General features: G+C 40.2%; 22 protein-coding genes and 1 pseudogene. 11 read left to right on the forward strand and 12 right to left on the reverse strand.

Going from position 1 to position 24,285, the window contains the following annotated elements; all coding sequences use genetic code 11:
* Window positions 1–48 precede the first annotated feature (48 nt).
* Window positions 49–948 carry a phosphoribulokinase gene (locus PSM_RS02545; RefSeq protein WP_013464065.1) on the reverse strand — a complete coding sequence of 300 codons (900 nt, stop codon included), beginning with the start codon at window positions 946–948 and terminating at the stop codon, window positions 49–51.
* Between the two features lie 115 nt (window positions 949–1,063).
* Between PSM_RS02545 and PSM_RS02550 the strand changes: the two genes are divergently transcribed.
* The 3 genes from PSM_RS02550 to PSM_RS02565 all read left to right on the forward strand — a co-directional run bounded on the left by PSM_RS02550 (window position 1,064) and on the right by PSM_RS02565 (window position 3,938).
* Window positions 1,064–1,933, forward strand: a complete 870-nt coding sequence (locus tag PSM_RS02550) for a hypothetical protein (protein WP_013464066.1) — start codon at window positions 1,064–1,066, stop codon at window positions 1,931–1,933.
* A 380-nt stretch (window positions 1,934–2,313) separates the two neighbouring features.
* Window positions 2,314–2,679 (forward strand): hypothetical protein, encoded by a 366-nt coding sequence (locus PSM_RS02555; RefSeq protein ID WP_013464067.1) that lies wholly within the window; start codon window positions 2,314–2,316, stop codon window positions 2,677–2,679.
* A 90-nt stretch (window positions 2,680–2,769) separates the two neighbouring features.
* A protein-coding gene (locus tag PSM_RS02565; RefSeq protein WP_128860809.1) for an IS3 family transposase occupies window positions 2,770–3,938 on the forward strand; the annotation gives its coding sequence in 2 pieces (ribosomal slippage) (window positions 2,770–3,040 and window positions 3,040–3,938; 1,170 coding nt in all).
* Window positions 3,939–4,202: 264 nt separating this feature from the next.
* Here the strand turns inward: PSM_RS02565 and PSM_RS02570 are convergent.
* From PSM_RS02570 to PSM_RS02595, 7 genes and pseudogenes are all read right to left on the reverse strand, one after another.
* Window positions 4,203–6,776, reverse strand: coding sequence for a M1 family metallopeptidase (locus PSM_RS02570; RefSeq protein ID WP_013464068.1), 2,574 nt, complete (start codon window positions 6,774–6,776; stop codon window positions 4,203–4,205).
* Window positions 6,777–6,890: 114 nt separating this feature from the next.
* A complete protein-coding gene (locus tag PSM_RS02575) occupies window positions 6,891–7,571 on the reverse strand; it encodes a hypothetical protein (RefSeq protein WP_013464069.1) in 681 nt (226 codons plus the stop codon).
* An 89-nt stretch (window positions 7,572–7,660) separates the two neighbouring features.
* A complete protein-coding gene (locus PSM_RS02580; protein WP_013464070.1) occupies window positions 7,661–8,011 on the reverse strand; it encodes a DUF2750 domain-containing protein in 351 nt (116 codons plus the stop codon).
* A gap of 11 nt (window positions 8,012–8,022) precedes the next feature.
* Window positions 8,023–8,340 (reverse strand): annotated as a pseudogene (locus tag PSM_RS18700) (glutathione S-transferase family protein); the annotation flags it as partial.
* A gap of 301 nt (window positions 8,341–8,641) precedes the next feature.
* The gene (locus tag PSM_RS02585; protein ID WP_013464072.1) at window positions 8,642–8,920 is read right to left on the reverse strand and encodes a glutathione S-transferase family protein; all 279 of its coding nucleotides are present in this window, start codon (window positions 8,918–8,920) and stop codon (window positions 8,642–8,644) included.
* A 69-nt stretch (window positions 8,921–8,989) separates the two neighbouring features.
* Entirely contained in the window at window positions 8,990–9,271 is a 282-nt protein-coding gene (locus PSM_RS02590) for a peptidylprolyl isomerase (protein WP_013464073.1), read from the reverse strand.
* A gap of 76 nt (window positions 9,272–9,347) precedes the next feature.
* Complete coding sequence (locus PSM_RS02595) at window positions 9,348–9,917, reverse strand: glutathione peroxidase (RefSeq protein WP_013464074.1); 570 nt, start codon at window positions 9,915–9,917, stop codon at window positions 9,348–9,350.
* 88 nt (window positions 9,918–10,005) lie between these two features.
* On the opposite strand from PSM_RS02595, the gene PSM_RS02600 reads away from it, so the two are divergent.
* The 3 genes from PSM_RS02600 to PSM_RS02610 all read left to right on the forward strand — a co-directional run bounded on the left by PSM_RS02600 (window position 10,006) and on the right by PSM_RS02610 (window position 13,760).
* Window positions 10,006–10,494 carry a GNAT family N-acetyltransferase gene (locus PSM_RS02600; protein ID WP_013464075.1) on the forward strand — a complete coding sequence of 163 codons (489 nt, stop codon included), beginning with the start codon at window positions 10,006–10,008 and terminating at the stop codon, window positions 10,492–10,494.
* A 110-nt stretch (window positions 10,495–10,604) separates the two neighbouring features.
* Entirely contained in the window at window positions 10,605–12,596 is a 1,992-nt protein-coding gene (locus tag PSM_RS02605; protein ID WP_013464076.1) for an ATP-binding protein, read from the forward strand.
* A gap of 36 nt (window positions 12,597–12,632) precedes the next feature.
* Window positions 12,633–13,760 carry a response regulator gene (locus tag PSM_RS02610; RefSeq protein ID WP_013464077.1) on the forward strand — a complete coding sequence of 376 codons (1,128 nt, stop codon included), beginning with the start codon at window positions 12,633–12,635 and terminating at the stop codon, window positions 13,758–13,760.
* Between the two features lie 102 nt (window positions 13,761–13,862).
* On the opposite strand, the gene queG is transcribed toward PSM_RS02610, so the two are convergent.
* The 4 genes from queG to PSM_RS02630 all read right to left on the reverse strand — a co-directional run bounded on the left by queG (window position 13,863) and on the right by PSM_RS02630 (window position 17,913).
* Window positions 13,863–14,996, reverse strand: a complete 1,134-nt coding sequence (queG, locus tag PSM_RS02615; RefSeq protein ID WP_013464078.1) for a tRNA epoxyqueuosine(34) reductase QueG — start codon at window positions 14,994–14,996, stop codon at window positions 13,863–13,865.
* Between the two features lie 70 nt (window positions 14,997–15,066).
* The gene (locus tag PSM_RS02620) at window positions 15,067–16,287 is read right to left on the reverse strand and encodes a methyl-accepting chemotaxis protein (RefSeq protein WP_013464079.1); all 1,221 of its coding nucleotides are present in this window, start codon (window positions 16,285–16,287) and stop codon (window positions 15,067–15,069) included.
* Window positions 16,288–16,345: 58 nt separating this feature from the next.
* Window positions 16,346–17,050: a glycerophosphodiester phosphodiesterase gene (locus PSM_RS02625; RefSeq protein ID WP_013464080.1), complete on the reverse strand. Its 705-nt coding sequence runs from the start codon at window positions 17,048–17,050 to the stop codon at window positions 16,346–16,348.
* Window positions 17,047–17,913: a DMT family transporter gene (locus PSM_RS02630; RefSeq protein ID WP_013464081.1), complete on the reverse strand. Its 867-nt coding sequence runs from the start codon at window positions 17,911–17,913 to the stop codon at window positions 17,047–17,049. Before PSM_RS02630 ends, PSM_RS02625 begins: the two co-directional genes overlap by 4 nt.
* A gap of 329 nt (window positions 17,914–18,242) precedes the next feature.
* Between PSM_RS02630 and PSM_RS02635 the strand changes: the two genes are divergently transcribed.
* From PSM_RS02635 to rlmB, 5 genes are all read left to right on the forward strand, one after another.
* Complete coding sequence (locus PSM_RS02635) at window positions 18,243–19,346, forward strand: sensor histidine kinase (RefSeq protein WP_013464083.1); 1,104 nt, start codon at window positions 18,243–18,245, stop codon at window positions 19,344–19,346.
* Complete coding sequence (locus PSM_RS02640; RefSeq protein WP_013464084.1) at window positions 19,343–19,957, forward strand: response regulator transcription factor; 615 nt, start codon at window positions 19,343–19,345, stop codon at window positions 19,955–19,957. Before PSM_RS02635 ends, PSM_RS02640 begins: the two co-directional genes overlap by 4 nt.
* Window positions 19,958–20,119: 162 nt before the next feature.
* Window positions 20,120–20,854: an enoyl-CoA hydratase/isomerase family protein gene (locus tag PSM_RS02645; protein ID WP_029609929.1), complete on the forward strand. Its 735-nt coding sequence runs from the start codon at window positions 20,120–20,122 to the stop codon at window positions 20,852–20,854.
* Window positions 20,855–21,062: 208 nt separating this feature from the next.
* A complete protein-coding gene (rnr, locus tag PSM_RS02650; protein ID WP_013464086.1) occupies window positions 21,063–23,522 on the forward strand; it encodes a ribonuclease R in 2,460 nt (819 codons plus the stop codon).
* Window positions 23,519–24,262 carry a 23S rRNA (guanosine(2251)-2'-O)-methyltransferase RlmB gene (gene rlmB, locus PSM_RS02655; RefSeq protein WP_008112440.1) on the forward strand — a complete coding sequence of 248 codons (744 nt, stop codon included), beginning with the start codon at window positions 23,519–23,521 and terminating at the stop codon, window positions 24,260–24,262. Before rnr ends, rlmB begins: the two co-directional genes overlap by 4 nt.
* Window positions 24,263–24,285 lie beyond the last annotated feature (23 nt).

Consider the following 24,285-nt stretch of genomic DNA (forward strand, 5'->3'; position numbering starts at 1 on the left):
ATACTTAAAATCAGCAGTGTACGTGAGTTAGGGTTCACAAAAAAGAGTCTAAATAGGAATTTCAGGCGGGGCTAACTTTGCTAAGGCGCGTTTTTTCAAAATAATATCTTTTATTAGAGGCTTGAGCACCAGTTCCATCGCGAGACCCATTTTACCACCAGGCACCACTAAGGTGTTTATACGCGACATAAAACTGCCTTCAATCATCCGCAAATAATACGGAAAATCAACATCATCAATCCCCCTAAAGCGAATCACAACAAAGCTTTCATCAAGGGAGGGGATATCTTTAGCGCTAAATGGGTTGGAAGTATCAACGGTGGGGACTCGCTGAAAGTTAATATGGGTACGAGAAAATTGCGGCGTTATATGATTAATGTAGTCATCCATACTGCGCACAATAGAGTCCATGACTTTTTCACGAGAGTGGCCGCGTTCTGAGGTGTCGCGAATGAGCTTTTGGATCCATTCAAGGTTAATAATAGGCACCATGCCTATGAGTAAATCAACATGTTTAGCAACATCATGATCTTCATCAACTACACCGCCATGTAGACCCTCGTAAAACATCAGATCTGTATTTTGCTCAAGTTCTTGCCATGGGGTAAATGTCCCAGGTAACTGGTTATAAGGCACGGCTTCATCAAAGGTGTGTAAATAACGACGAAGTTTTCCTTCGCCTGTTTCACCGTATTTAGTAAATAAGTCTTCTAAGGCGCCAAAGTCGTTAGCTTCTCGGCCAAAATAGCTAATGTGTTTACTTTCTTGCTGTGCTTCACGAATTTTTTTGTCCATTTCAGGACGTGTATAACGATGAAAGCTATCACCTTCGATAAATGCCGCATTGATATCAAGGCTACGGAAAATATGCTTCACGGCGTTAGTGGTGGTCGTTGTGCCCGCTCCAGATGAACCGGTGATTGCAATAATAGGGTGTTTAGCTGACATGTTTGTTCTCTTTTTTATGACCCGTTAGTTATAAAGAGTTGACTGACTTAGGTCAAGTGACGTCATTAGTAAATAACGTTATCATGAGGTGCTTAAAATTAAAACGAGAGAAAGCATGAAACTGATTAAACCATTGTTAGGGCTTATAGCTATAAATGCTTTAACGCTAGATATTGCTCAGGCAAGTATGCCTAAAAGCCAAATTTTGCTCGCCGATTTAAATACTCCGCATGGTATACGTGTAAGCATTGTTAGTGATAAAACGAGCTATAACAATCAACCCCATTTAACCGACACCGGCCTATACTATACCCGAGAAATAATCAGTAATGACCAGAGTCAAACAGATATTGCGCTTTACAGCTTATCATCAAAACAAACGTCTATGGTCACTAATACGCCACAAAGTGAATACTCGCCCACTTTAACACCGGATGGGCAGCACTTATCGGCGATTGTCGTTGAAGACGATGGTAAACAAAAGCTATGGCAATATCCGTTGGCACCCGAGTTGGCTGCAAGTCGTATTTTTGATTGGATTGAACCTGTAGGCTATCACGCTTGGGGAAGTAACAACGATTTAGTGATGTTTATTTTAGGCGAACCACACACTTTGCAATATACCTCGGTTGCTGCGGCAAAAGGTGAGGTGGTAGCAAGCGATATTGGTCGCACGCTTATTTATAATAAAGCGCAGGCTGAGTTTTTATTTAGCCATAGTAAACACGGGCAGCATCACTTAGCGCGTTTTGATCCACAAACTAAGCAAGTTACCGATATACTTAGACTGCCAAACCAAGTACAAGACTTCATCTTAAAAGATGAAAATACCATTGCTTACGCAATTAAAAACCGTGTTTACCAGCGTAAATTAACACGCGGCTCTGCTATATCGCAGTGGCTTGATTTAAGCCAATATTGCGATACTGAAATAAGCCGGTTGAGTTATAAAAATCAGCAATTAGCGTTTGTGTGTAGTGAATAAATAAATTTCGGACTTTCACTCATGCATGAGTTAGTCTAGGGTCTGTTGACCTTTGCGGATTACAATTTGTTCAAACTAGGGGCGGTTTAATCGCGGCGCGAGGTTTGTAACCTAGTGGGCTAAGTCAAAACTGAGCAAAGCTTCCGCGTCCTGCTCACGCCCCTTACCTACATCCATGTAGGCAACAAAGAGTAAATCGCCCCTAGGCAGAACCCGAAGGGCAGTGCCTGTTTGGCATTGATGCTGCGTTATCGCCTATTTATGGGGAATAACCACATCACATATGCTTTACCTTGGCTAAATACCAAACAGACTGCTGCAAATTTAACTTTGAAAGGTCAACAGATCCTAACCCCCTATTAAATAAAAAGGAAAGTCACGTGGCATTTAGTGCAGACGAGTTAACCGAGCAGCTGATCAAACTAGAGTGTAGAAGTAACTTTAAAATAAAAAACATAGCTGAGTATATGCTAGTAAACTCTAAAGAGGCGTTTTATACCCATGCTGAAGCAGGTAAAGGTAAAATTGTGATCCGCCCGGCATTTGAAGTGTTTAGCGATGACTTTACTGATATTGATGGGGTTGTGCGTACTCAAGGCTATTTTCATAGCAGTGAAATGACCCGTTTTCCTACCCGTATTTATAAAAGTACGCAGCCTATTCATTATGGTGTCGCTTTTAAAATTAACTCTGAACAAGCGGCAAAAGAGTTTATAGCTAAGCTAACGATGATTATTGGCGGTTAATAGAGTGGTGCAGGGCTAAAGGCAAAAGGTGCAAGATAAAATCTTGATACGACTCTATAAAAGTGGACACTTATTTAAGGAATAAGTGTTATGAAAATCAAAACTAGGCGTAGTCATTCAATTGAATTTAAAACAAAAGCAGTTGAACAATCGTTAGACTCTCCAGATACTGTTAATGTAATAGCTCATCGGCTGGGCATTAACCCTGTCTTATTATCTAAATGGAGACGAAAAATGACGTCAAAAAGTACATCTAACCCAATTAAAAACCAAGGCCCTGATAAGTCATATAAAGATTTGGAGCGCCAAGTGCGTAAGCTTGAAAAGCAATTGGAAGATGCGCAGTTGGAGAACGATGTGTTAAAAAAGGCGAAGGCCTACTTGGACAGCCGAAAAGAATAAGATTTGAGTATATTCACCAAGCTGCGACAGCTAAGAAAACGATAAAAAAATTATGCACATGGTTGTCAGTATCAAAAGCTGGATATTATAAATGGCTAAAGCAATCATTAAGTCAACGTGCGTCAGAAAACGACTCATTGCTTGAGTTTTTGAAAAAAGTAAGTAGTGATGAGCACTGTATTCCGGGCTACAGAAAGTTGTGGAAAGCCGCTATAGATAATGGGTATGAGTGTAGTAAAGGCCGTGTGCAGCGATTACTGCAGAGTATGGGTTACCGCTCAGCCGCGGGTAAACGCCGATATACCGGTAGCGGAAAAAAGCAGGGGCATATCACTGCAGAAAACTTATTGGGTCGTGAGTTTAGTGTTGATGAACCCAATACGGTATGGGTGTCAGACATAACGCAAGTTCGTTGCAGAGAGGGTTGGCAGTATTTATGTGTAATTTTAGATTTATACTCACGCAAAGTCGTTGGTTGGGCAACAAGTCGAGTTAACAGCGCAGACTTGGTGATTAGAGCGTTAAAAAAAACATGGGATGCACGTAAACCTGATGGAAGTCGCTTATTATTTCACTCAGACCAAGGCAGCCAGTATCGTGCAAAAGAAACAATATCGTGGTTGAACAACCGACAGGTAACAATTAGCATGTCGAGAAAAGGGAATTGCTGGGATAATGCCTGCTCAGAAAGCTTTTTTGCCCAGTATAAAAAAGAATGGATGAACAATTTAAATGAACTGAGTCGTAGTGAAATGACAGTACAAAGTCGCTTTTATATCGAAAACTACTACAACTCAGTAAGAATGCATGGCACGCTAGGAAATGTGAGTCCCATGCAATACGAGTTAATGAATTAAAAACCCGTGTCTACTTTATCGGGGTCGTATCATCTTTAACCCTTAACCCTTAACCCTTAACCCTTAACCCTTAACCTATGTCTTTAATTACTACCTCTAAAAGCGCAGCGCCTCTTAACCTCTTTGTGAATAAATTTTTTAAGATCTTATTACACAAAGAGAAGACAATGAGAAGTAAATGAGAAAACATCAGCCATTAGCCCGAGTTTGAGGTTTTCGGCCCGTTACTCGTCGCCCGCAGCCCGCCATCCTTTAAACTTTAACTTATTTGCTATTTAAAAAGCTATTGACTGATTTCAGTTCACGGTTTTTAAGTGCAATACAGTCATTGGTACTCTCTGCAAGTTTACTTAATGTACGCGCATAACCGGGTACAGCTTCCAGTTTAGCGTCAAAGAAACTTTGCGTTGTAGCTAAACTGTCAGCGTCACAGCTGGCGGTAGTAAAGTAAGGTAAGTTTGGCACAAAAAATGGTGGCAAGCTTGCTGTTACTTTATCGTAGTTGTTATAAATCCAATCAATAAACAGTGCTTGGCGTTCATCGGTGTAACTTTGACCCGATAAAATAGTACGCATATCAGAAGCCGTTACTTCGTCTGTTAAGCTATACGCCAGTACCGCTTTTTGTAGTTCAGGTTTACCAAAGTAACCCATTGCTGCCAGCATATTGGTACGCACTTGTGGATCTTTGGTGGTTTTAAAGGTTGTCATAAACTGATCTAGCAACGCCTTATCCCCATGAAAAGCCGCAAGACGTAAATAAGTACCTGCTAAATAAGGGTCTACCTTTTGTGGATCGTTTAAGTAAGCTTGTGTTTGCTGTTTGGCTTTATTGATCACATTTTTATCTTCACCATCAAACCCTAAGCGTGATACCACCGCGGCACGAAGTTGAGCTACTGCGCCATCTTCGCCCATTTTTGCTTCTAGGCCATATTTTTTAGCGGCAGGCATCACCGCATTTTGAATAAACGTAGGCCATAAATCTTTATTGCTATCGTCTTTAAAAGTACGCTGCTGTGACGCTAAATAACCTAAAGCAGTATTAGCAACACGCGGATGACTATCGCTGGCAAATACTTCAAGCGTTTGCATTAATTTAGCCGCTGAAATGACACCGGCATCAAGTAGGGCATCTGTTGCCGATAATAGGGCTAAGCGTTCACGGTCGTTTAATACCCTAGCTGCATTATCTATTAACGCATTAAATTGCGCATCATCCATTACCCAACGGTAATAACCTAGCGCGCCTTGATCTGGATAAATCCACTCTGGTTCAAAGTCTAATGCTAGCGTTTGGCTTTGTTTATTTAATAATACATTGGCTGTTTGTACTTTATCGCCAGCACCATATTTAATCGCAACCGGTACATTCCACAGTTGAGCAGGGGCTTCAACACCGGCATTGGCAAAACGACTTTGCGAAATCGTAATGCTTTTACCTTGCTGCTTAACGTTAATTAGCGGGAATGACGACTGTTCAATAAACGATTTTAAAACACTCGCCACATCTTTATCTGAAGCCTTACCGAGTGCTTCCCATAAATCGGCGGCTTCGGCATTTTTATATGAGAACTCTTTTAAGTAATTTTGAATACCGGCTTGAAATGCATCTTCACCAATCCAATTTTCAACCATCGCCAGTACTGAGCTGCCTTTGCTGTATGCAAGGCCTAAACCGTCCATAATATCGGCTTCAGTTTTAATTGGTTTACGAATTGGCTTAGTGCTTAAGCGAGCATCTAACGCCATTACATTGTTTTGTGGTAAATCTAGGTGTGATTCAAACTCAGGGTTAAGTTGCTTAGTAATTTTTGCTGCCATCCAGCTAGCAAACGCTTCGTTTAACCATAAGTCGTTCCACCACTTCATAGTCACTAAGTTACCGTACCATTGGTGAGCTAATTCATGGGCAATAATAGAGACATTACGTTGCTTTTTACTACGCGTTGCAGCTTCTAAATCAACCAGAAGAATATCTTCGCGGTAAGTCACTAAACCTGAGTTTTCCATAGCACCAAACGGAAACTCTGGAACAGCCACTGAATCTAACTTTTTATATACATAAGGAATACCAAAGTACTCTTCAAGTGCGCCCAGGACTTTAGGCATGTTCTCTTTTGCATATTGCGCTAAATGAATTTTACCTTGTGGGGTGATCACACGCCCAGGAATAGGCATGCCTTTAATTTCTAGCTCTTCAAATGGACCTACAGCCATAGCCACTAAGTAAGATGGAATTGGTGGCGTTTTATCAAAGTAATGGGTGGTCATATCGCCATTCACCGTCGTTTTTAGCTCAGGTGTATTTGAATACACTTTTTGTGAGGTGGGGGCGGTAATGGTTAACTGAAACGGAATTTTATAGCTTGGTTCGTCAAACACCGGAAATGCACGGCGCGCATCACTCATTTCAAATTGCGTGAACAAGTACGGAACGCCTTGATCTAGGGTTTTATATAACCCCACACTCTGGCGGTTATAAGGCGCTGAAAAATCTATTTTTAAGGTGTATTTACCTGGCTGAATTTGCTCTTCACAGCTAAATTTAACTTTACCTGTTTTAAGCATTTCGCTGTTTAAATCACAGTTTTGCTCACCTAGGAGTTGCACCATTTTAGTTGCATAATCAACACCATTGAGCTCAATGTAGTGTGTTGGTTTGAGCACTTCTAAGCTGATCTCGGTCATTCCTGCAAAGGTATCCTGACTTGGGTCGAGCGTTAAAGCGACTTTTTGTGAACTTGGCTTTGCGAGTTTTTCAATGACGAATTCGTTAGCGTGAGCAGCATTCATCGCAAGCGCAACGCTCACGGTTAAGAGGCTTTTTAAAAACATAGTTATCCCTAGATTTTTTGTTGTTAGAAACAGTCATATAGACGGCACTTCATCCTAACAGCTTTTTTTACTAGAGTAAGCGCAGATCGCTAAGGAAAAGAGTAACAAAGTTTGTCAGTGGCTATCTCGGGCTAAAAACCGCTGCCAATGAATATGGGAATTGATAACCCGGATCTGTTGTAGTACCTTATTTAACAAGGCTATATCGTTAAAGTTATCATGAGGGTAATCATTAAAGCCCATTAAATAATTAAAGCAGTCTTTGTTGCCTGCTTGCAGGGCATAAATACGAATTTGCTGTTCAAAGTTAAGCCGTAAGCTACTAATGGCGGTTTTCATACCGAGTTGATCCACCGAAGGAATTGCACATTTTTGCAAATACCCCGCGCGTTCACCTTCTCCCGAAAACCATATGCGCACTTTTTCGCTATAGCGCCCTGTTTTAGCAGGAAGATCGAACATTAAACGGGAGTGATTTTGTGCTTTTACATAAGCTAAATAGTCATTAAACCCAGCGCTAATAAGGGCGTGATGAACAGGCACTAAACGTGGCTTAATTTTACCGTGGGTATGAAAACTAAAACAGAGAATATTATTTTTAAGTATTAGGTCATCAAGGGTTAAGCAGCCAATTTCATCACTGTAAGCGCCACTGTAATAAGCAATTAAGGGCAGCCAAAAATGCCAGTGTTTAGCTTGTTCGCGGGCAAGCCGTGTATCACTATAAATATATCCGTTATAGAGCGTATGCAGCTCCATAGCTGAAAATGGACGACGACCAAGATGGGTTTTCAACGTATTACCTTGACAGTTTTTATTATTTTTATACCCCAACTAACCGTTGCTGTTAGTTGGGATAATGTCAGCGAACTAACGCCTAAAACTTATTCGCTTAGCGCGCGAGCTAAACCAACTGGTTCAATTTCTACACACACCTGATCGTCATTCCAATTTAAACCCACTAATGCATCATCAGATTTTAGGTCTTCAACCCAATCATCTAAAAACTCATCAAGGTTTATTTCTACAGGGCTGTAGTCTTGCCACTCTTCTTTACATTGTGCTTGTGCTGCGTCTTGTGATTCCCACAGTAAAAGTACATCGGTGTCGTCAAACTGATTTGACTCACATACAACAAAGCCACCATCATCGGCACCCAGTGCCCAGATCTGCTCACTAACACGTACTTTTTCTACAAAGCTAACTAGTTGTGATTCAATTTCGATATCGCTCATGTATCCACCTTTTAAAATTTAAGTCGAGGGTTGGTATTTTTAGCCGCTTGACGCTGACTAAACGCTTCATAAAACTTAACTAATTGCGGCTGCGCGCTAAAATCAGTGAGTTCACGAAAGCATATCCAATCAAGTAAGCAGTATAAACTGATGTTGAGGCATTCACAGCTTTTAAATTCATCATCGCATAAATGATCATTTAAATAGTGTAATGTTTGCGCAACTCGCTCATTTTGCAGATTAAAAAACAGCTTATCGGCTTGCGTATCAAATCCAGAACGTTGGCATAACAGTAATTCAACGAATGAATCATTGCAGACATTGATGCTAGGGCCTGTTGACCTTTACGGATTAAAATTTCTTCAAACTAGGGGCGATTTAATCGCGGCGCGAGGTTTGTAACCTAGTGGGCTAAGTAAAAACCGAGCAAAGCTTCCGCGTCCTGCTCACGCCCCTTACCTACATCCATGTAGGCAACAAAGAGTTAATCGCCCCTAGGCAGAACCCTTCGGGCAGCGCCTGTTTGGCATTAATGCTACGTTATCGCCTATTTATGGGGAATAACCACACCACATAGGCTCTGCCTTGCCTAAATACCAAACAGACTGCTGTAAATTTAACCTTGAAAGATCAACAGGCCCTAATTAAAAAGTGCTCTTGAGGCCATGTAAGTGGGGGTTGCTGGGTTTTTTCAAGTAAATAACGCAGTATGGTATTTGAATCACTTAGGGTAAGCGTGTCATCGACCAATATAGGAATTTTGGCTGCTGGATTTTTTGTGACCACCAACGGCCGATCGTCTTTAGAAAAAATATCGAGATTAATAAATTCAAGCGCACAATTGTTTTGTTGTGCCCAGATTCTAATACGGCGAACATAAGGGGAAGGAATAGAGCCAAATAGTTGCATAATGGGGCTTTTGCCAACTCCACATAAATAAAAAGCCGCTGATGCGGCTTTATTAATAAATCGATTTACTTACTCTGAGCGGCTGGTTATTTCTAATAAATGGTAACCAAACTGTGTTTGTACAGGGCCTTGTACTTGATTTAGCGGCGCTGAAAATACCACCTTGTCAAATTCAGGCACCATCATACCTGGGCCAAACTCACCTAATGCACCACCATCTTGACCTGATGGACAATTAGAGTGCAGTTTAGCGAGTTCTGCAAAGTCTTCACCTTGCTCAATTTTATCTTTAAGGTCTAAACATTGTGCTTCACTGTCTACGAGTATGTGCCTTGCACTTGCAACTGCCATAAGTTCTCCTACCTGTAAGTTTAGTTTTTTAAATTTGATAGCAACATCTTAGTAAGGTTAAACTGAAAACACAAAGTTAAAATGCACTTTTGATTGCGCTTTCTAGTTTTGCTGAATCCGGTGCTACGCGGCTGTTAAAGCGCGTAATCGTTTTGCGATCGGCCGATACCACGTATTTATAAAAGTTCCAGTTTGGTGAACTGGTTTGGGCGTTTAAATGCTTAAAAATAGGGTTTGCGTCACTACCACGTACTGCGCTGGTGGCCAGCATAGGGAAGGTAACACCATAATTTACATAACACACTTTTGCGGTATCTTTTTCATCGTTCTCTTCTTGAAAAAAATCATCTGATGGAAAGCCTAATACCACCAAGCCTTCGTCTTTGTATTTATTATAAAGTGCTTCTAAACCTTCAAATTGCGGCGTAAAACCGCAGTTACTCGCAGTGTTAACAATTAAAAGAGGCTGGTTCTTAAAATCACATAAGTTAATGGTTTCAGTTGAGCGCAACTTTCTAAGTGAAACATTCGTGAAGTCATTGCAGGTGTTTGCATCTAATGAAGGGGGGGGCGAGTCTGCGGCATATGTATTTAGCGAAACACAACTTAACGCGAGGGTTAAACCAAGTATTATTTTTTTTATCATGCTATTACCTTAAGTGCGTTTTTAGAGTATTTATGTAACTTATCATACGCTACTATAGGCTAAATTGATCAATTTTACTTTATTTTCTATGACTATACGTTTAGCAAAACCTGATGATTTAACTGCCATTGTTGCTATTTACAATGAAACTATCCCTAGTCGAATGGTCACCGCCGATACCGAAGAGGTGACCGTCGCTGATAAACAACCTTGGTTTGATAGCCATACTGCTCAACGCCCTATTTTTGTTTACTGTGAGAACAACCAAGTATTAGCGTGGCTTAGTTATAAATCGTTTTATGGTCGCCCAGCTTACGATGGCACCGTTGAGTTAAGCATTTACATTACGGCAGCAGCCCAAGGAAAAGGGTTGGGTAAAAAGCTGATGCAATTTGCACAACAACAAGCCAAGCAGCTTAATATCGAAGTATTACTTGGGTTTATTTTTAGTCACAACGAACCGAGCATTAAATTATTTAAGCATTTTGATTTTGCAGTATGGGGAGAGCTGCCTAACGTAGCAAGAATGGACAATCAGCTGTACAGCCTGACTATTTTTGGTAAGCATTTAACCTAGTACCATAACAAAAGGCAGCAAAATTCACTTTTACGTAGGTGATTATGCTAAACCAAAAATTCTAGACTATGCTGAAAAGGTGTTTAATTAACTCTTTAAAGTGTGTCTAAATGGCGAGAAAAATACTTATTATTGATAGCAGTAGCATGATTGCTATGCGCTTAAAAGTGTTGTTAGAACTAATTGGCTGCCAAGTTGAATTAGTCCACTTTGCTATGTTTGATGAAAATACAGACATAGACATTTATGACTTACTGGTATTTTCTCAAGGCGTGCCAACCGATGTTGTATCGATAGTTGTTGAGAAAGCGACTTATCAATCATTTTTGTTATTAGCGCCAAAAGCAGAATCAGGGGAGTTGCTTAGCGCATTTTCCAAATTAAATGACTTGATACCCAATGCCACCATTATCTACCCCTTCTTTTCTAATAAAGAAATAACGTCTTTAATTGAGGCCTTATTAGAGATAGGTCCAGATCACATTTTTAAACTACCGACAATTTTACTCGTTGACCATGTTAATGAGCGATTAGAGTCACTCAAAAGTAGCCTTTATGGCGCTCATATTGAGGTATACACCGCAACAAACCATGATGAAGCAATTAATATTGCCAAGCTCAGGAGTATTGATATTTTAATCAGTGACTTTAGCTTACAACCGGGTTCTGGTTTAGAGATATTTTCGAGTTTAAAAAAAATACAACCGCATAGTCGTTGCTTGTTAGTAACCTCACGCCCTGAACAATCTATGTTAGAAGCCATTCGCCAAGGTGTTGAAGATGTTTTAATCAAGCCTTTAAATGACAATGTGTTACTACAAGCTGTACATAAATTATGGCAAACCGAGCTGCTAAAACGTCACAATGCTGAGCTAGTAGAAAGATTACAAGAAACAGTTGATGTGCTGATTGAAAAAGACAGCCTACTGCAGGTCATTTTTAAAAATACCCCCGATCCTATTTTATTATTTGAACGCAAAGGCAAGATAGTCGAGGCCAATGATGCTTGCTTAAAATTATTTAATTTAAAGTTTAAAAAGCTCATTGCTCACTCGTTATTTCATTTTTTAGATGATGACTCGGTGCAGGCAATAAAAGATAAAATCTCTACATTAAACAGTAATCGTCAGTTTAGTTGTGACTTACACATTGTAAATAAAGACGGAAGTAAAATTCCGCTAGTTGGATCATTTAATGAAATAGACCACCATGGCGAAATAGCGTTAGCGGTTATTTTTAAAAATGTTAGCCATTTAAAACAAAAAGAAGATCTACTGTTGGAAGCCAAAGATCTTTTAGAAGAGCAAGTAAGGGCACGTACTTCACAGCTTGAGCATGCGAAAAATATTGCCGAAGCGGCTAATCTAAGTAAATCAGAGTTTTTGGCAAATATGTCGCATGAGCTAAGAACCCCTATGCACTCTATATTGAGCTTTTCACGTTTTGGTATTAGCAAGTTACAAGAGGGTGATTTTAGCAAAGATAAACTTTTGAAGTATTTAACTCGTATTGAATCAAGTGGGCAAAGACTACTATCGTTACTTAATAATTTACTCGACCTTTCTAAATTAGATGTTGGTAAATTTCCATTCAACCCACGGGCTTATGATTTAGCGACTATTGTTAAAACCAGTATTGATGATGTTGCCGGTATTGCTATTGAAAAAGATATAAATATTGTTTTTAGCTCTGATAACGCGCCGATTGTTGCACAGTGCGATGAAGAGCAAATAAATCAGGTTTTGAGAAATGTATTGAGTAATGCACTCAAATTTAGTGAAGAGCACAGTACTGTTGAAGTTGTAATGCAAAGAGACGATGACAATGCAAACATTGCAGTGATAGATAGCGGTATTGGAATACCTGAAGAGGAACTTGAAACGGTTTTCAATAAATTTGAGCAAAGCAGTAAAACGAATAGTGGTGCAGGTGGAACCGGGTTGGGTCTTACCTTGTGTCGTGAGTTTGTTTCATTGCATCAAGGCAGTATTAAAGCATGCAATAACAGCCTTGGTGGAACAACAATTTCGATTCAAGTTCCTTTAGAAATAAACTTAGATGAATACCTAGCTGATGAGCAATTAGTGAAAAATAGCGGCTAACAATCGAATTTTTTTAATTTATATGGATGAAAAATTATGGCTTTAACTAAAATTCTTGCAGTCGACGATGAACCATTTAACCTCGAAATAATTGAAGAAATATTAGAGGATCTTGATTTTGAACTTAAGCTAGCTTCAAGCGGCCCTGAATGCTTAAGTATGGTTGAAGAGTATATGCCTCAAGTTATATTACTTGATGTAAGTATGCCAAAAATGAATGGTTATGAAGTATGTAAAGAGCTTAAAGCTAACCCCAATACCCATGACATCATCGTGATGTTTGTATCTGCAAGAGGTACGGTTGAGGAGCGCATGGAAGGTTATTCAGTAGGCGCGGAAGACTATATTGTAAAACCGTTTGGGCACGACGAATTAAAGCAAAAACTGAATAAACTAAATCAAGTCTTAATAGAAAAACAACAGCTTGAAAAGCAAGTAAAAGAAGCGACCTCTACCGCCTTTAATGCCATGGCAAATAGCAGCGAAATGGGTCAGATAGTAAATTACATTGAAAATATTGGTTTTATTAACGATATACAAGAGCTTGGCAAAGCATTAGTAGAATGCTTACAGGCATTTGGCCTACAAAGTAATATTGAATTTAGATGTAACGATACTAAGTCGCACTTTGCGCTCAATGGGGTGTGTTCGCCAATTGTAATTGAGTTATTTGAAATGCTTAAAAGCAAAGGACGACTGCATGAGTTTTCTCATCGCATTTTGGTTAACTACGAGCTTGTGAGTTTACTGATTTTAAATATGCCAGAGCATGACGAGCAAAAGCACGGACGCATACGTGATCATATTTGCTTTATTGTAAGTGTAACCGAGCAACAATTACGAGCCATTACCACTAAGCAGATGCTGGTATCGCAGCAGGAGCGGTTAAATAAAGTTGCCGGTACTGTGCATAGTAAGTTTCATCGTTTAATTGGGATGTTGAACGACAGTCGTATTAATAATGAAAAAGTATTTAAGCATTTACAAGAAGAACTCGAAGAGCGGATCCCAACTATGGGATTGGATGAAGACCAAGAAATTTTTATTTATAAAAAAGTAGACGAAACCATACAAAACTCGGTTGCACGTCAGGAGTCAGTAGATCAAGTTAAAAAAGCCTTTGCAGAAATAGAGCAAGATCTTGCTTTATTGTTGAAAGGTTAAAGGTGCGGGTTACGGGCTGCGAGGCGCGGGGTAAATTCCTTGCTACGATTAGGCAGATAGCTTGTATCAGCGACATTATGTCGCGTTTTTTAGGCAATAGGCTTATGCGTCTCTGGGTAGGCCTTTTTCAACAATCCGTATTAGCCGTGCTGTTTTGCGCAGCTTTTGTCTTTGTTTATCATGTTGCTGGGTAAGTGCCCATTCTATGTGCTCATTCACCATGTCACTGACCGTTTTGCGTTTATCTTCAAGTGCATGAATAATCGCTGGGCTAAAATCTGCGTTGCCTAAGCCAACCGCTATATTTCGTAACCAACGCTCATGGCCAATACGCCGAATAGGGCTGCCCTCGGTATTTGTTAAAAAGGTAGTTTCATCCCAGGCAAATAATGCGAGTAAGTCTTTATTTTTTAATTGTGTACGGGGGTGGAAGTCTTGCTCGTCGGTAATTTGTCCATAGCGATTCCATGGGCACACTAACTGGCAATCATCGCAACCATAAATGCGGTTACCCATTAAGGTTCGGTATTGCTCTGGAATAGCCCCTTGATGCTCTATGGTTAAATACGATATGCATTTACGTGCATCTACCACATAAGGTTCTACAATAGCGCCGGTAGGGCAAAGGGTTATACAGGCAACACATTTACCACAACCTTCGAACGTGTTTTCATCATCAATAGGCAGTGGTAAATCTACAAATAACTCGCCTAAAAAAAACCAAGAACCAGCCTCTTTATTGATTAATAAAGAATGTTTACCTCGCCAGCCAAGCCCTGCTTTATCAGCTAATTGACGCTCAAGCACTGGCGCTGAATCAACAAAAGGCCTAAAGCCATAGTCACCTACCTGCTGTTCAATTTTTTTACCTAATTGCTTGAGCCGATTACGCATTAATTTGTGATAGTCACGGCCAAGCGCATAGCGGCTGATATAGGCTTTCTCGGTATTTTTAAGGTTTTTGGCAAAGCCTGAATCTGGCGGCAGGTAATTCATTTTTACTGAAATAACTCGTTGCGTGCCAGGGACTAGCTCGCTAGGGCGGGCGCGTTTCATTCCATGTGCAGCCATGTAATCCATTGAACCATGATACCCTGCATCAAGCCAACGCTGAAGCTGTGCTTCATGCTTAGTTAAATCAATGTCAGTAATGCCCACTTCACTAAAGCCAAGTTGTTGGCCCCATAATTTTATTTGCTGGGCTAGCTGCTCATAGTTTGGTTTTACGTCGCTCACATACTTCACACAGTTAAATGACAAGCCGCTTAATTTAGCATAATCGCGGCTTGGGTGAAATTATTATTGCCTAATCTACAAAGCGTTTTAACTGTTGTTGGGTTTGTTGGCTTAGCTTTTGTGATTGTTCAGAATCATGCAGTGCTGTATCTATTTGTTGCTTGGCTTGTTCGCCTAGCGCCACAATTTGCTCAACCGATTCATGCGTTTGGTTTTGGGTATCTTCGAGCAAGTGTACGGCATTGGCTATTTGCTGCAATTGTTGTTGATTAAGTTCAAACTCATTGAGCATTTTACCAAACCCATCAGAGGTGGTGTTAATTGATGTTTGCGCATTATTTGAGTGGTTTATTAATTGCTCTGACTCTTTATTCGTTTCATTAACGAGCTCATTCATTTGGGTAATAAAATCACTAATTTGGCGTGTTGCGTCGCTTACTTTAACCGATAGGGTACGAACTTCATCGGCAACCACGGCAAAACCTCGCCCCGCTTCACCAGCGCGTGCCGCTTCTATGGCTGCATTTAGTGCTAATAAGTTAGTTTGATCCGAAAACTCTTCAACCATTTTTAAAATACTGCGAATGTTTTCGCTGTTCTCTTTCAAGCCCGCAATCGTTTTAGAAAAACTACCCAGCATTTCATTAATAAGCCTTACCTGCTCAACTAGTTTTGATAGCTCACCAGCAGAGAGCTTTACAAAATTAAGGTGTTCATTATTGACCTGATGTACGCTATCAGTGTTGCTTACTATAGCCTGCAGGCTTTGGGTAATTTGGTTACTGGCATTAATAATGGTGTGGCTTAAATTAATTTGCTGTTCGCTTAGCTGCTCTGTGTGCTGCATTGATTGCGTTACTTGGCTATTACTTTGCACGCTTTCCTGAGCGCTGCTGTAGGTCGTACTTAATAAGCTGTTTAAATGCGTAGTAAACTGATTATATTGTTCACTTAAATCTCTAAATTCATCAAAAGTAAAATGAGGAAGTTTGGCAGCTAAGTTGGCATCTTGTTGATTAATATTAATGAGCGTATCGCGCATTGCTTTTACCGGGCGCACAATTAAAAAGCGCATATAAAAAATAGTAAAAATAAAGCCTGCAATAATAAGTAGCGCAAGTGCCCAAAATAAGCCAGTGCTTTGCTGGTTTTCGGTTAAGCTACTGTGCAACCAAAACAAAGTAATGGCTTGAAATAAAAAAACAAAACTTAAATTCCCAACTATTTTTCGGGTTAAAGTATAAAACAGTGTTTGTTCTAAAAAATTATAAATACGCATGTAGCTACTCATTAAATAGTGACCTACTAAATTATTGTTTTTATAGCATAAATGGCAATTAAATAATTAGTTATAGCTCATTTAATTGCGCTAAATAATGCTTAGTTCGTTCAGGGTCGTTAGTAAAAATACCATCAACACCACAGGCAAGCATCAGTTTAATATCTTCGACTTCATCTACGGTGTAAGCAAATACTTGTAAACCGCGCATTTTGGCATCGTCTACAAACGGTTTGTTCATAAAGTTTTTGTCAATATGAATGCTGTAGGCCTGTAAGTCTTGTGCAAACTTTGCATACTGCAATGGAATTGATGCAGTAAGTGCGCCAATTTTAAGCCACGATAAACGGCTCTTTAGCCAGTGTAGTTGATGATGATTAAATGATGAAACTAAAATATTGTCTGCGGTTATTTTTTTGTTCGCAATGTTGCTTTCAAGCACGGTTGCAAACTTTTCAAGTTCAAAGGTATGCTTTAGCTCTAAATTGAGTAAGGTTTGGTTATTATTCCAGTCTATTAATTGCTGCAAAGTAGGGACTTGTTCGCCATTTCCTGCATCAAACTGTTTAATTTGCTGGGCACTAAAGTCGCACACTTTGCCTTTGCCATTAGTGGTTCTATCGAGGTAGGTATCATGAATAATAACGTAATCATCAAGCGCGCTTTGTACATCAACCTCAATGCCATCTACATTCGCTTTTAACGCCGCTATAATGGCGCTTTGCGTATTTTCAGGAAAGTGTGTGCTTGCGCCTCTATGTGCAAATATTTTCATGGCTGCTTTTTCCGTGAAATTGACCAAGTTTCAAAGCACGCAGCACTAACAATCAGTGCGCCACCAATCAGGGTCATCACTGAGGGGCGTTCGTGCAGAATAATTATAGCCAGTATTGTGCCATAAAGGGGCTGTAAGCAAGAAATCAATCCAGCGGTTGCTGCTGATAAATGTTTTAAACTCGCTGCAAATAACGAATGCGGCATCGCAGTAAACACCACACCGGCAATAAGCAGCAATATTAAATCAGTATCATTAATTTCTGTTATGGGCACTTCAATAAAAGCACACAGCATCAGGCTTGCGACTAAGGTTTGGTAAAACATGGTTTGCGGTCCACCATACTCGCTAAAGTAGCGTTTATGAGTAATATTACGAAGAGCAAAAAATAATGCTGATACCACGCCCGTCACAACACCTAAAGTGATGTCATCGCCTAAATTAACGTTAGGGATCAATAAATAAATGCCAAAAATCACCACTACAGCACTTATTATATCTTTTGTTTTGGGCTTACTTTTATTAAATAGGGGCTCTAAAAATACCGTGATCACGGGATAGGTAAAAAAGGCTAACATGCCCACGGTAATTCCCGCCAATTGCATGCCTACAAAATAGGTTACCCAGTGAATACCTACGGCAACGCCTAATAAAATGGCAATCACATAATCTTTAGCGCGATGCAGCTTAATTGGTTTTTTTTGCAAAGTTAGTAGCACACAAATTGCCAGCCCAGCGATAGCCGCGCGATAAGCGGTAATATCTAATGCATTCAAACCAATTAGCTTTGCGAATAAGGCGGTACCGCCAAATAAAAGGACGGCAATGTGTAAGTAAATTAAGCTTTGTTGTTGGGACTGCATTAAATTTTCCAGGTCACTTTTTTTGGCTATATTAGCATTGCTTTTACACTCAGAAGATGAATTTTTCTATTTCATGACAAATGTCAGCCAAGTTAATGACACTTCACACTCTTATCTATTTTACCCACTGGCATAGTTACCTTACTTATATTGGAGGGTGTTATGAATTCTTTAATTTTAACAAGCTTAAGCATTAGCGATTTTTTAGAAACACTAAGTTTTACTATCACTTATGTAGATTGTTTTATGTTCGTATGCATTTTTATGTTATTTGTATTTATTAATAAAAAGAGTGCTATAAATAAAAATAATAGGCCAGAGGTATTGGTATGAGCTCGGTTAACAGGTTTTCTCAGCAAAGCGATAAAGATTTTTGGAAATATGGTCATTTAGTTTTTACCGGTTTTTATTTACTCCCGATGATCATTGATTTTGCCAACTTTACGGCTAACCAAATCACTCTGTCTTTAGCCTTTTATATTGCGTTTATATTGTTATATGTAAAAGCAATAAATTGCAAAAATAGGGGAGTAACTAAGTTATTTATCGCTATGTTACTGGTGTGTTTTAGTGCCACTTTTTATAGCGCTGGTACACCAACCTTATTTGGCTTTATAGCTTATGTAGCGGGCTATACATATAGCAATTATCAAAGAGTTTATGCCGCATTAGCGATAATTTTAACTGTTTTGCTAAGTTCATATGTGGGTGACATAGCCAAGCTTGAGTACTTTTTAGCGGTGGCTTTAATTTTATGTGCGGCCCTATTTAGCTATGGTATAGCGGCAAAAAGAGAGCATTTACATAAAATTCGTGAGCAAGAAAGCGCAAAGCAATTAGAGCAACTAGCAGCCATTGCTGAGCGTGAGCGCATAGCCCGAGATTTACACGATATTTTAGGTCACTCACTGTCATCAATAGCTTTAAAAGCTGAGCTTGCGAATAAACTAAATCAAGGCGAGCGATACGATCAGGCCAATAACGAAATTGCCCAAGTAGCAAACCTTGCAAGGCAATTGCTTAGTGATGTAAGAAGCGCGGTAAGCGATTTAAAGCAACTCGATCTAGTGAGCCAAATCGCACAGCTAAAACAAACGCTTATAGCGCAAGGTTTTAACATAAAATTTAACGTTAATTTAGCGACCTTACCCGTTAAAGTAGAGGGCATTGCGAGCCTTATTATTAAAGAGTCGGTTACTAATTTATTACGCCATAGCAGTACAAAAAACGGCTCTATCAATATAGAGCAAACAAAGCAGCAATTAATTATCAACGTTATTGATAATGCGCCATGCACTACATTAAAAGCAGGTAATGGTTTAAATGGCATTAAAGAGCGGGCTGAGCAATTAAATGGCAATGCAACATTTACCTGTGGCGACACATTTACTTTAACTGTTGTGCTGCCACTGAGTGCTGAGGATTTAAAATGATCAAAGTATATTTAGTTGAAGACCAAGCGCTGGTTCGCGACGCAGTTGCAGCCTTATTAAGCCTTGATTTCAATATTGAGGTGATTGGTCAAGCAAGTAATGGCCAAGATGCGTTAAATGAAATCAACGCGCTTAGTGAAGACTTACACCCAGATATTGTTTTAACCGACATAGAGATGCCAAGCATGAATGGTATTGAGCTTAGTGAACAAATAGCCGCTAAGCACCCTGCAATTAACATGGTAATTATGACCACCTTTTCGCGAGCCGGTTATATTAGGCGTTCTTTAAGTGCGGGTGTTAAAGGTTTTATTTTAAAAGAAGCGCCAAGCGAAGAGCTAATCAATGCGCTTAAAAAAGTAATGCAAGGGCAAAAGGTGATTGACCCAGAGCTGGCAATTAACGCATTAGACGATACCGATCCACTCACAGATAAAGAACGCAAAGCGTTAAAACTTGCAAGTGATGGATTAAAAACCAGCGAAATAGCAAAACAGCTTTATATAAGTGAAGGCACAACGCGTAATTATTTATCCGATGCAATTGCTAAACTCAATGCCACAAACCGAATTGATGCAGCACGTATAGCCCGACAAAAAGGGTGGTTGTAATTGCGCGAATATTTAAACGCTATGGCTTAAGCTCTCGCTCCTTTAATGGTTACAAAAATAGACGCTTTATAAATTTCATACAACGTATTACTATTCTATTTATAATTATAAAAGTAATGAAAAGTGCTAAAAGCGCAGCTAAAAGCACTAAATGAGGGTCTAATGACAGCATTAATAGAAATTACCACGCAAGGAAGCACGGCTATCCTTACTATGAATACAGCAGAAAACCGCCATAATCCAACCTTTATAAACGAGTTTAATCAACACCTAGATACGATTGAGGCTAACGAGCATATTAAAGCGGTGGTGCTAACCTCAAGTAGCGATAAAAGTTGGTCGTTAGGCATTGATCTACAGTGGATGGCAAACCCTGACAACACACCACAAATAATTGCCGATTTCATGAACTCGATAGGTGCCTTGTTTAAACGTATTGTTACTTTTCCTATGCCTATTATTGCCGCGCTAAACGGCCACAGTTATGGTAATGGTTCGGTGTTGGCATGTGCCTGTGATTTTAGATTTATGAAATCAGACAAAGGCTTCTTTTGTTTCCCCGAAGTCGATGTATTAGTGCCGTTTGTACCGTCTATGTTTCCTATTATTAATAAAGCCATAGATCAGCAATTTTTTAATCGTTTAGCCATGACCGGTGAGCGTGTTGATGCGCAAAAATTATTACAACATAACGTAGTAGAGGCCACCTTTGCTGATGAGCAAGCCTTGCAAACGGGTGTGTTAGAGTTTGCGCAAAGCTTTAATAAAAATCGCTGGATATACTCTCAAAACAAAAGCCAAATGAACAAACCAATACTCGATGTTATGGCTGCACAAGATGCGGCTTTTATTGAACACATCAGCACGCTATTGTGGAAGAAACTACAGCAAAAGTAAGCTGTTTATATAAAAGTGAGTAAACATCAGCATTGCTATTTTACTCACTTTTAAGCTCTTAAATTAAGTACATGTTAAGCGTTATTTAGTTATATTTTCACAAAATGCAAAAGGTAATAACGCTTTATTAAAAGTTTAATGGCTTTTACCTGTCTCATTGCGAGTATATGAGTTAAAATACTTACATAACCAACTAACAAGATAGTGAATGTCAAACCAAGATCCAAATCTCAGTCGAGAACAAGAAAAGTACGAAAACCCAGTCCCTAGTCGTGAGTTTATACTTACTCACCTGCAAGAGCGTTCCAAACCTGCTAACTACGCACAACTATGTGAAGAACTCGCAGTCAACGATGAAGAACGACAAATAGCATTTAAGCGCCGACTTCGCGCCATGGAGCGTGATGGGCAGCTTTATTTTAATAAATTTAAATGTTATGCCCTGATTGACGAAGCCGGTTTAACCAAAGGCAAAGTAGTCGGTCACAGAGACGGTTTTGGCTTTTTAGAAGTTGAAGGCGAGAGCAAAGATTGGTTTATTGCCAAGCATCAAATGAATATGGTGCTACACGGTGACATCGTTCTTGCCAAAGGCACTAAACGCGGCTCAGGCTCAAAATGCGACGCACGCATCATCAAAGTACTCACTAACGAGCGCGCACCCATTGTAGGGCGTTATTTTGTTGAGCATGGTATTGCCGTTGTTGTGGCTGAAGATCCGCGCATTACCCAAGACATTATTATTCTACCGGGTAACGAAAAAGGCGCGCGTCATAACCAAATGGTGCAAGTGCAAATAACCCAAAATCCAAGTCGTAATATGAATGCGGTAGGTAAAGTTATCGACGTACTGGGCGAGCATTTAGCGCCGGGTATGGAAATTGAAGTTGCGCTGCGTAATCACGATATTCCACACGTATGGCCTGAAGAGGTTGAACAACAAGTTGCCCACTTAGGTGAATTTGTTGAAGAAGCCGATAAACAAGGTCGAGTTGATTTACGCGGCTTACCGCTTGTGACCATAGATGGCGAAGACGCTCGTGATTTTGATGATGCCGTATACTGTGAGCCTAAAAAGTCGGGTGGCTGGCGCTTATGGGTAGCCATTGCCGATGTATCACATTATGTAGGTATGAACACGCCGCTTAACAAAGAAGCGATAGAGCGCGGTAACTCAGTGTATTTCCCTGAGCAAGTTATTCCAATGCTACCAAAAGTATTATCTAACGGTTTGTGCTCGCTTAACCCTGAGGTTGATCGCTTGTGTATGGTTGCAGAAATGACCGTATCGCAAGAGGGTAAGCTCTCAGGTTATAAGTTTTACGAAGCGGTGATGAACTCACATGCACGTTTAACTTACACCAAAGTAAATGCCATTTTACAAAACGATGAAAAGTTACGTAAAGAATACGCAGCTGTAGTGCCGCATTTAACTGATTTGCAGCAAATGTACATGGCATTAAAAGCAGCGCGCCAAGAGCGTGGCGCCATTGAGTTTGAAACACTCGAAACTCGCTTTGTATTTAACGCACAGCGTAAAATAGAATCAATTGTGCCGGTTATTCGTAACGATGCGCACAAGCTCATTGAAGAATGTATGATTTTAGCCAATGTTTCGGCGGCTAAGTTACTTGAAAAACACGAAGCCAGCGCACTGTATCGAGTACATGATGAGCCCGATAGCGAAAAGCTGGGTAACTTTACTCAGTTTTTAACTGAGCTGGGGATTGAAAGCACGCTAAGTGATGAACCAACCCCGAAAGAAATTACTCATGTATTGGCTCGTTTAGGTGACCGTCCAGAGGCTGAGCTTATTCAAACTATGCTGCTGCGCTCAATGAAACAAGCGGTTTATCAGCCAGATAACATAGGTCACTTTGGTTTAGCATTATCGGCTTACGCGCACTTTACCTCGCCAATTCGCCGTTACCCCGATTTAGTGGTGCATCGTGCAATTAAAGCAGTATTAAAAGCACAAGGGCAGCAAACCTCTGGTGAATACGCTTATAGCGATGATGAAGTCGATCAACTTGGTGAGCAATGTTCTACCACTGAGCGCCGCGCAGATGATGCCACCCGTGAAGTAGCCGATTGGTTAAAATGTGAATACATGCAAGATCATGTAGGCATGGAGTTTAACGGGGTTATTTCATCGGTTACTAACTTTGGTTTATTTATTCGTTTAGATGACTTACAAATTGATGGATTAATTCATGTTACCAATTTAGGTGATGAATATTTCCAGCATGATGCAGCTAAACATTGCTTGGTGGGTGAACACACACATACGGTTTATCGTTTAGGCGACAAAGTCACTGTGCAGGTTGCCTCGGTAAGCTTAGATGATCGTCGTATAAACTTAACGCTTAAAGGCGATGTTGCCCAAGATCGTTATGCGCGTCGTCGTGCACCTAAAAAAAATGCTCCAACCAGTGTTCGCTCGCAACTTAAAGCCGGTAAAATCCCGGGTAAAAAGTCAGCAAGTGATGACAAAAAGCCAAAGGCGAGTAAAAAGCCTGCTGCAAAAGGCAAATCAGCGAGCAAATCAAAAGTAAAAGCGGATGACACCACCGCTAAGAAAAAAACCAAAAAGAAAGCGGTCAAAAAGCCTAAAAGACCAGGTAAAAATGCCCGTAAACGTAGTAGCCCAGGAGCAAACAATTCGTGAGTAATGAATTAATTTTTGGCTTTCACTCTGTTGAAGCAATTTTGGCAAAAGAGCCAGAGCGTTTTATAGAAATATACGCCCTTAAAGGACGTGATGATAAGCGCTTATCGCCGGTGATTGAGCAAGCGCGTCAGTTTGGTATTTCAGTACAGTTTATGCAACGAAAAGCGCTTGATAACAAAGCGAAAGATGAGCAACATCAAGGCATTATCGCCAACGTGAAAGCGGCACGTGTGTTTAACGAAAAAGATCTTGATGAGATCATTGAACGCGAAGACACCCCGTTTTTACTGGTACTTGATGGCATCACCGATCCGCATAATTTAGGTGCCTGCTTACGTAGCGCCGATGCTGCCGGTGTTCATGCGGTGATAGTTCCTAAAGACAAGTCAGCAAAGCTTAATGGCACGGCACGTAAAGTGGCCTGTGGCGCAGCTGAAACAGTACCGCTTATTCAGGTTACTAACCTTGCACGTACATTACGTGAAATAAAAGACGCAGGTGTATGGGTTGTAGGCACAGCCGGTGAAACCGACACACATGTATTTGATGCCAGCTTAACAGGCCCAATGGCGATTGTGATGGGAGCTGAAGGCGAGGGTATGCGCCGTTTAACCCGTGAGCACTGTGATGTACTCGTTAAAATTCCAATGGCGGGTACGGTTTCAAGTTTAAATGTATCGGTTGCAACCGGTATTTGTTTATTTGAAGTATTACGCCAGCGCGCAGAAACAAATTAAGCCTATTAATTACATAGGCATTA

It is taken from the genome of Pseudoalteromonas sp. SM9913, from assembly GCF_000184065.1.
GTDB lineage: Bacteria > Pseudomonadota > Gammaproteobacteria > Enterobacterales > Alteromonadaceae > Pseudoalteromonas > Pseudoalteromonas tetraodonis.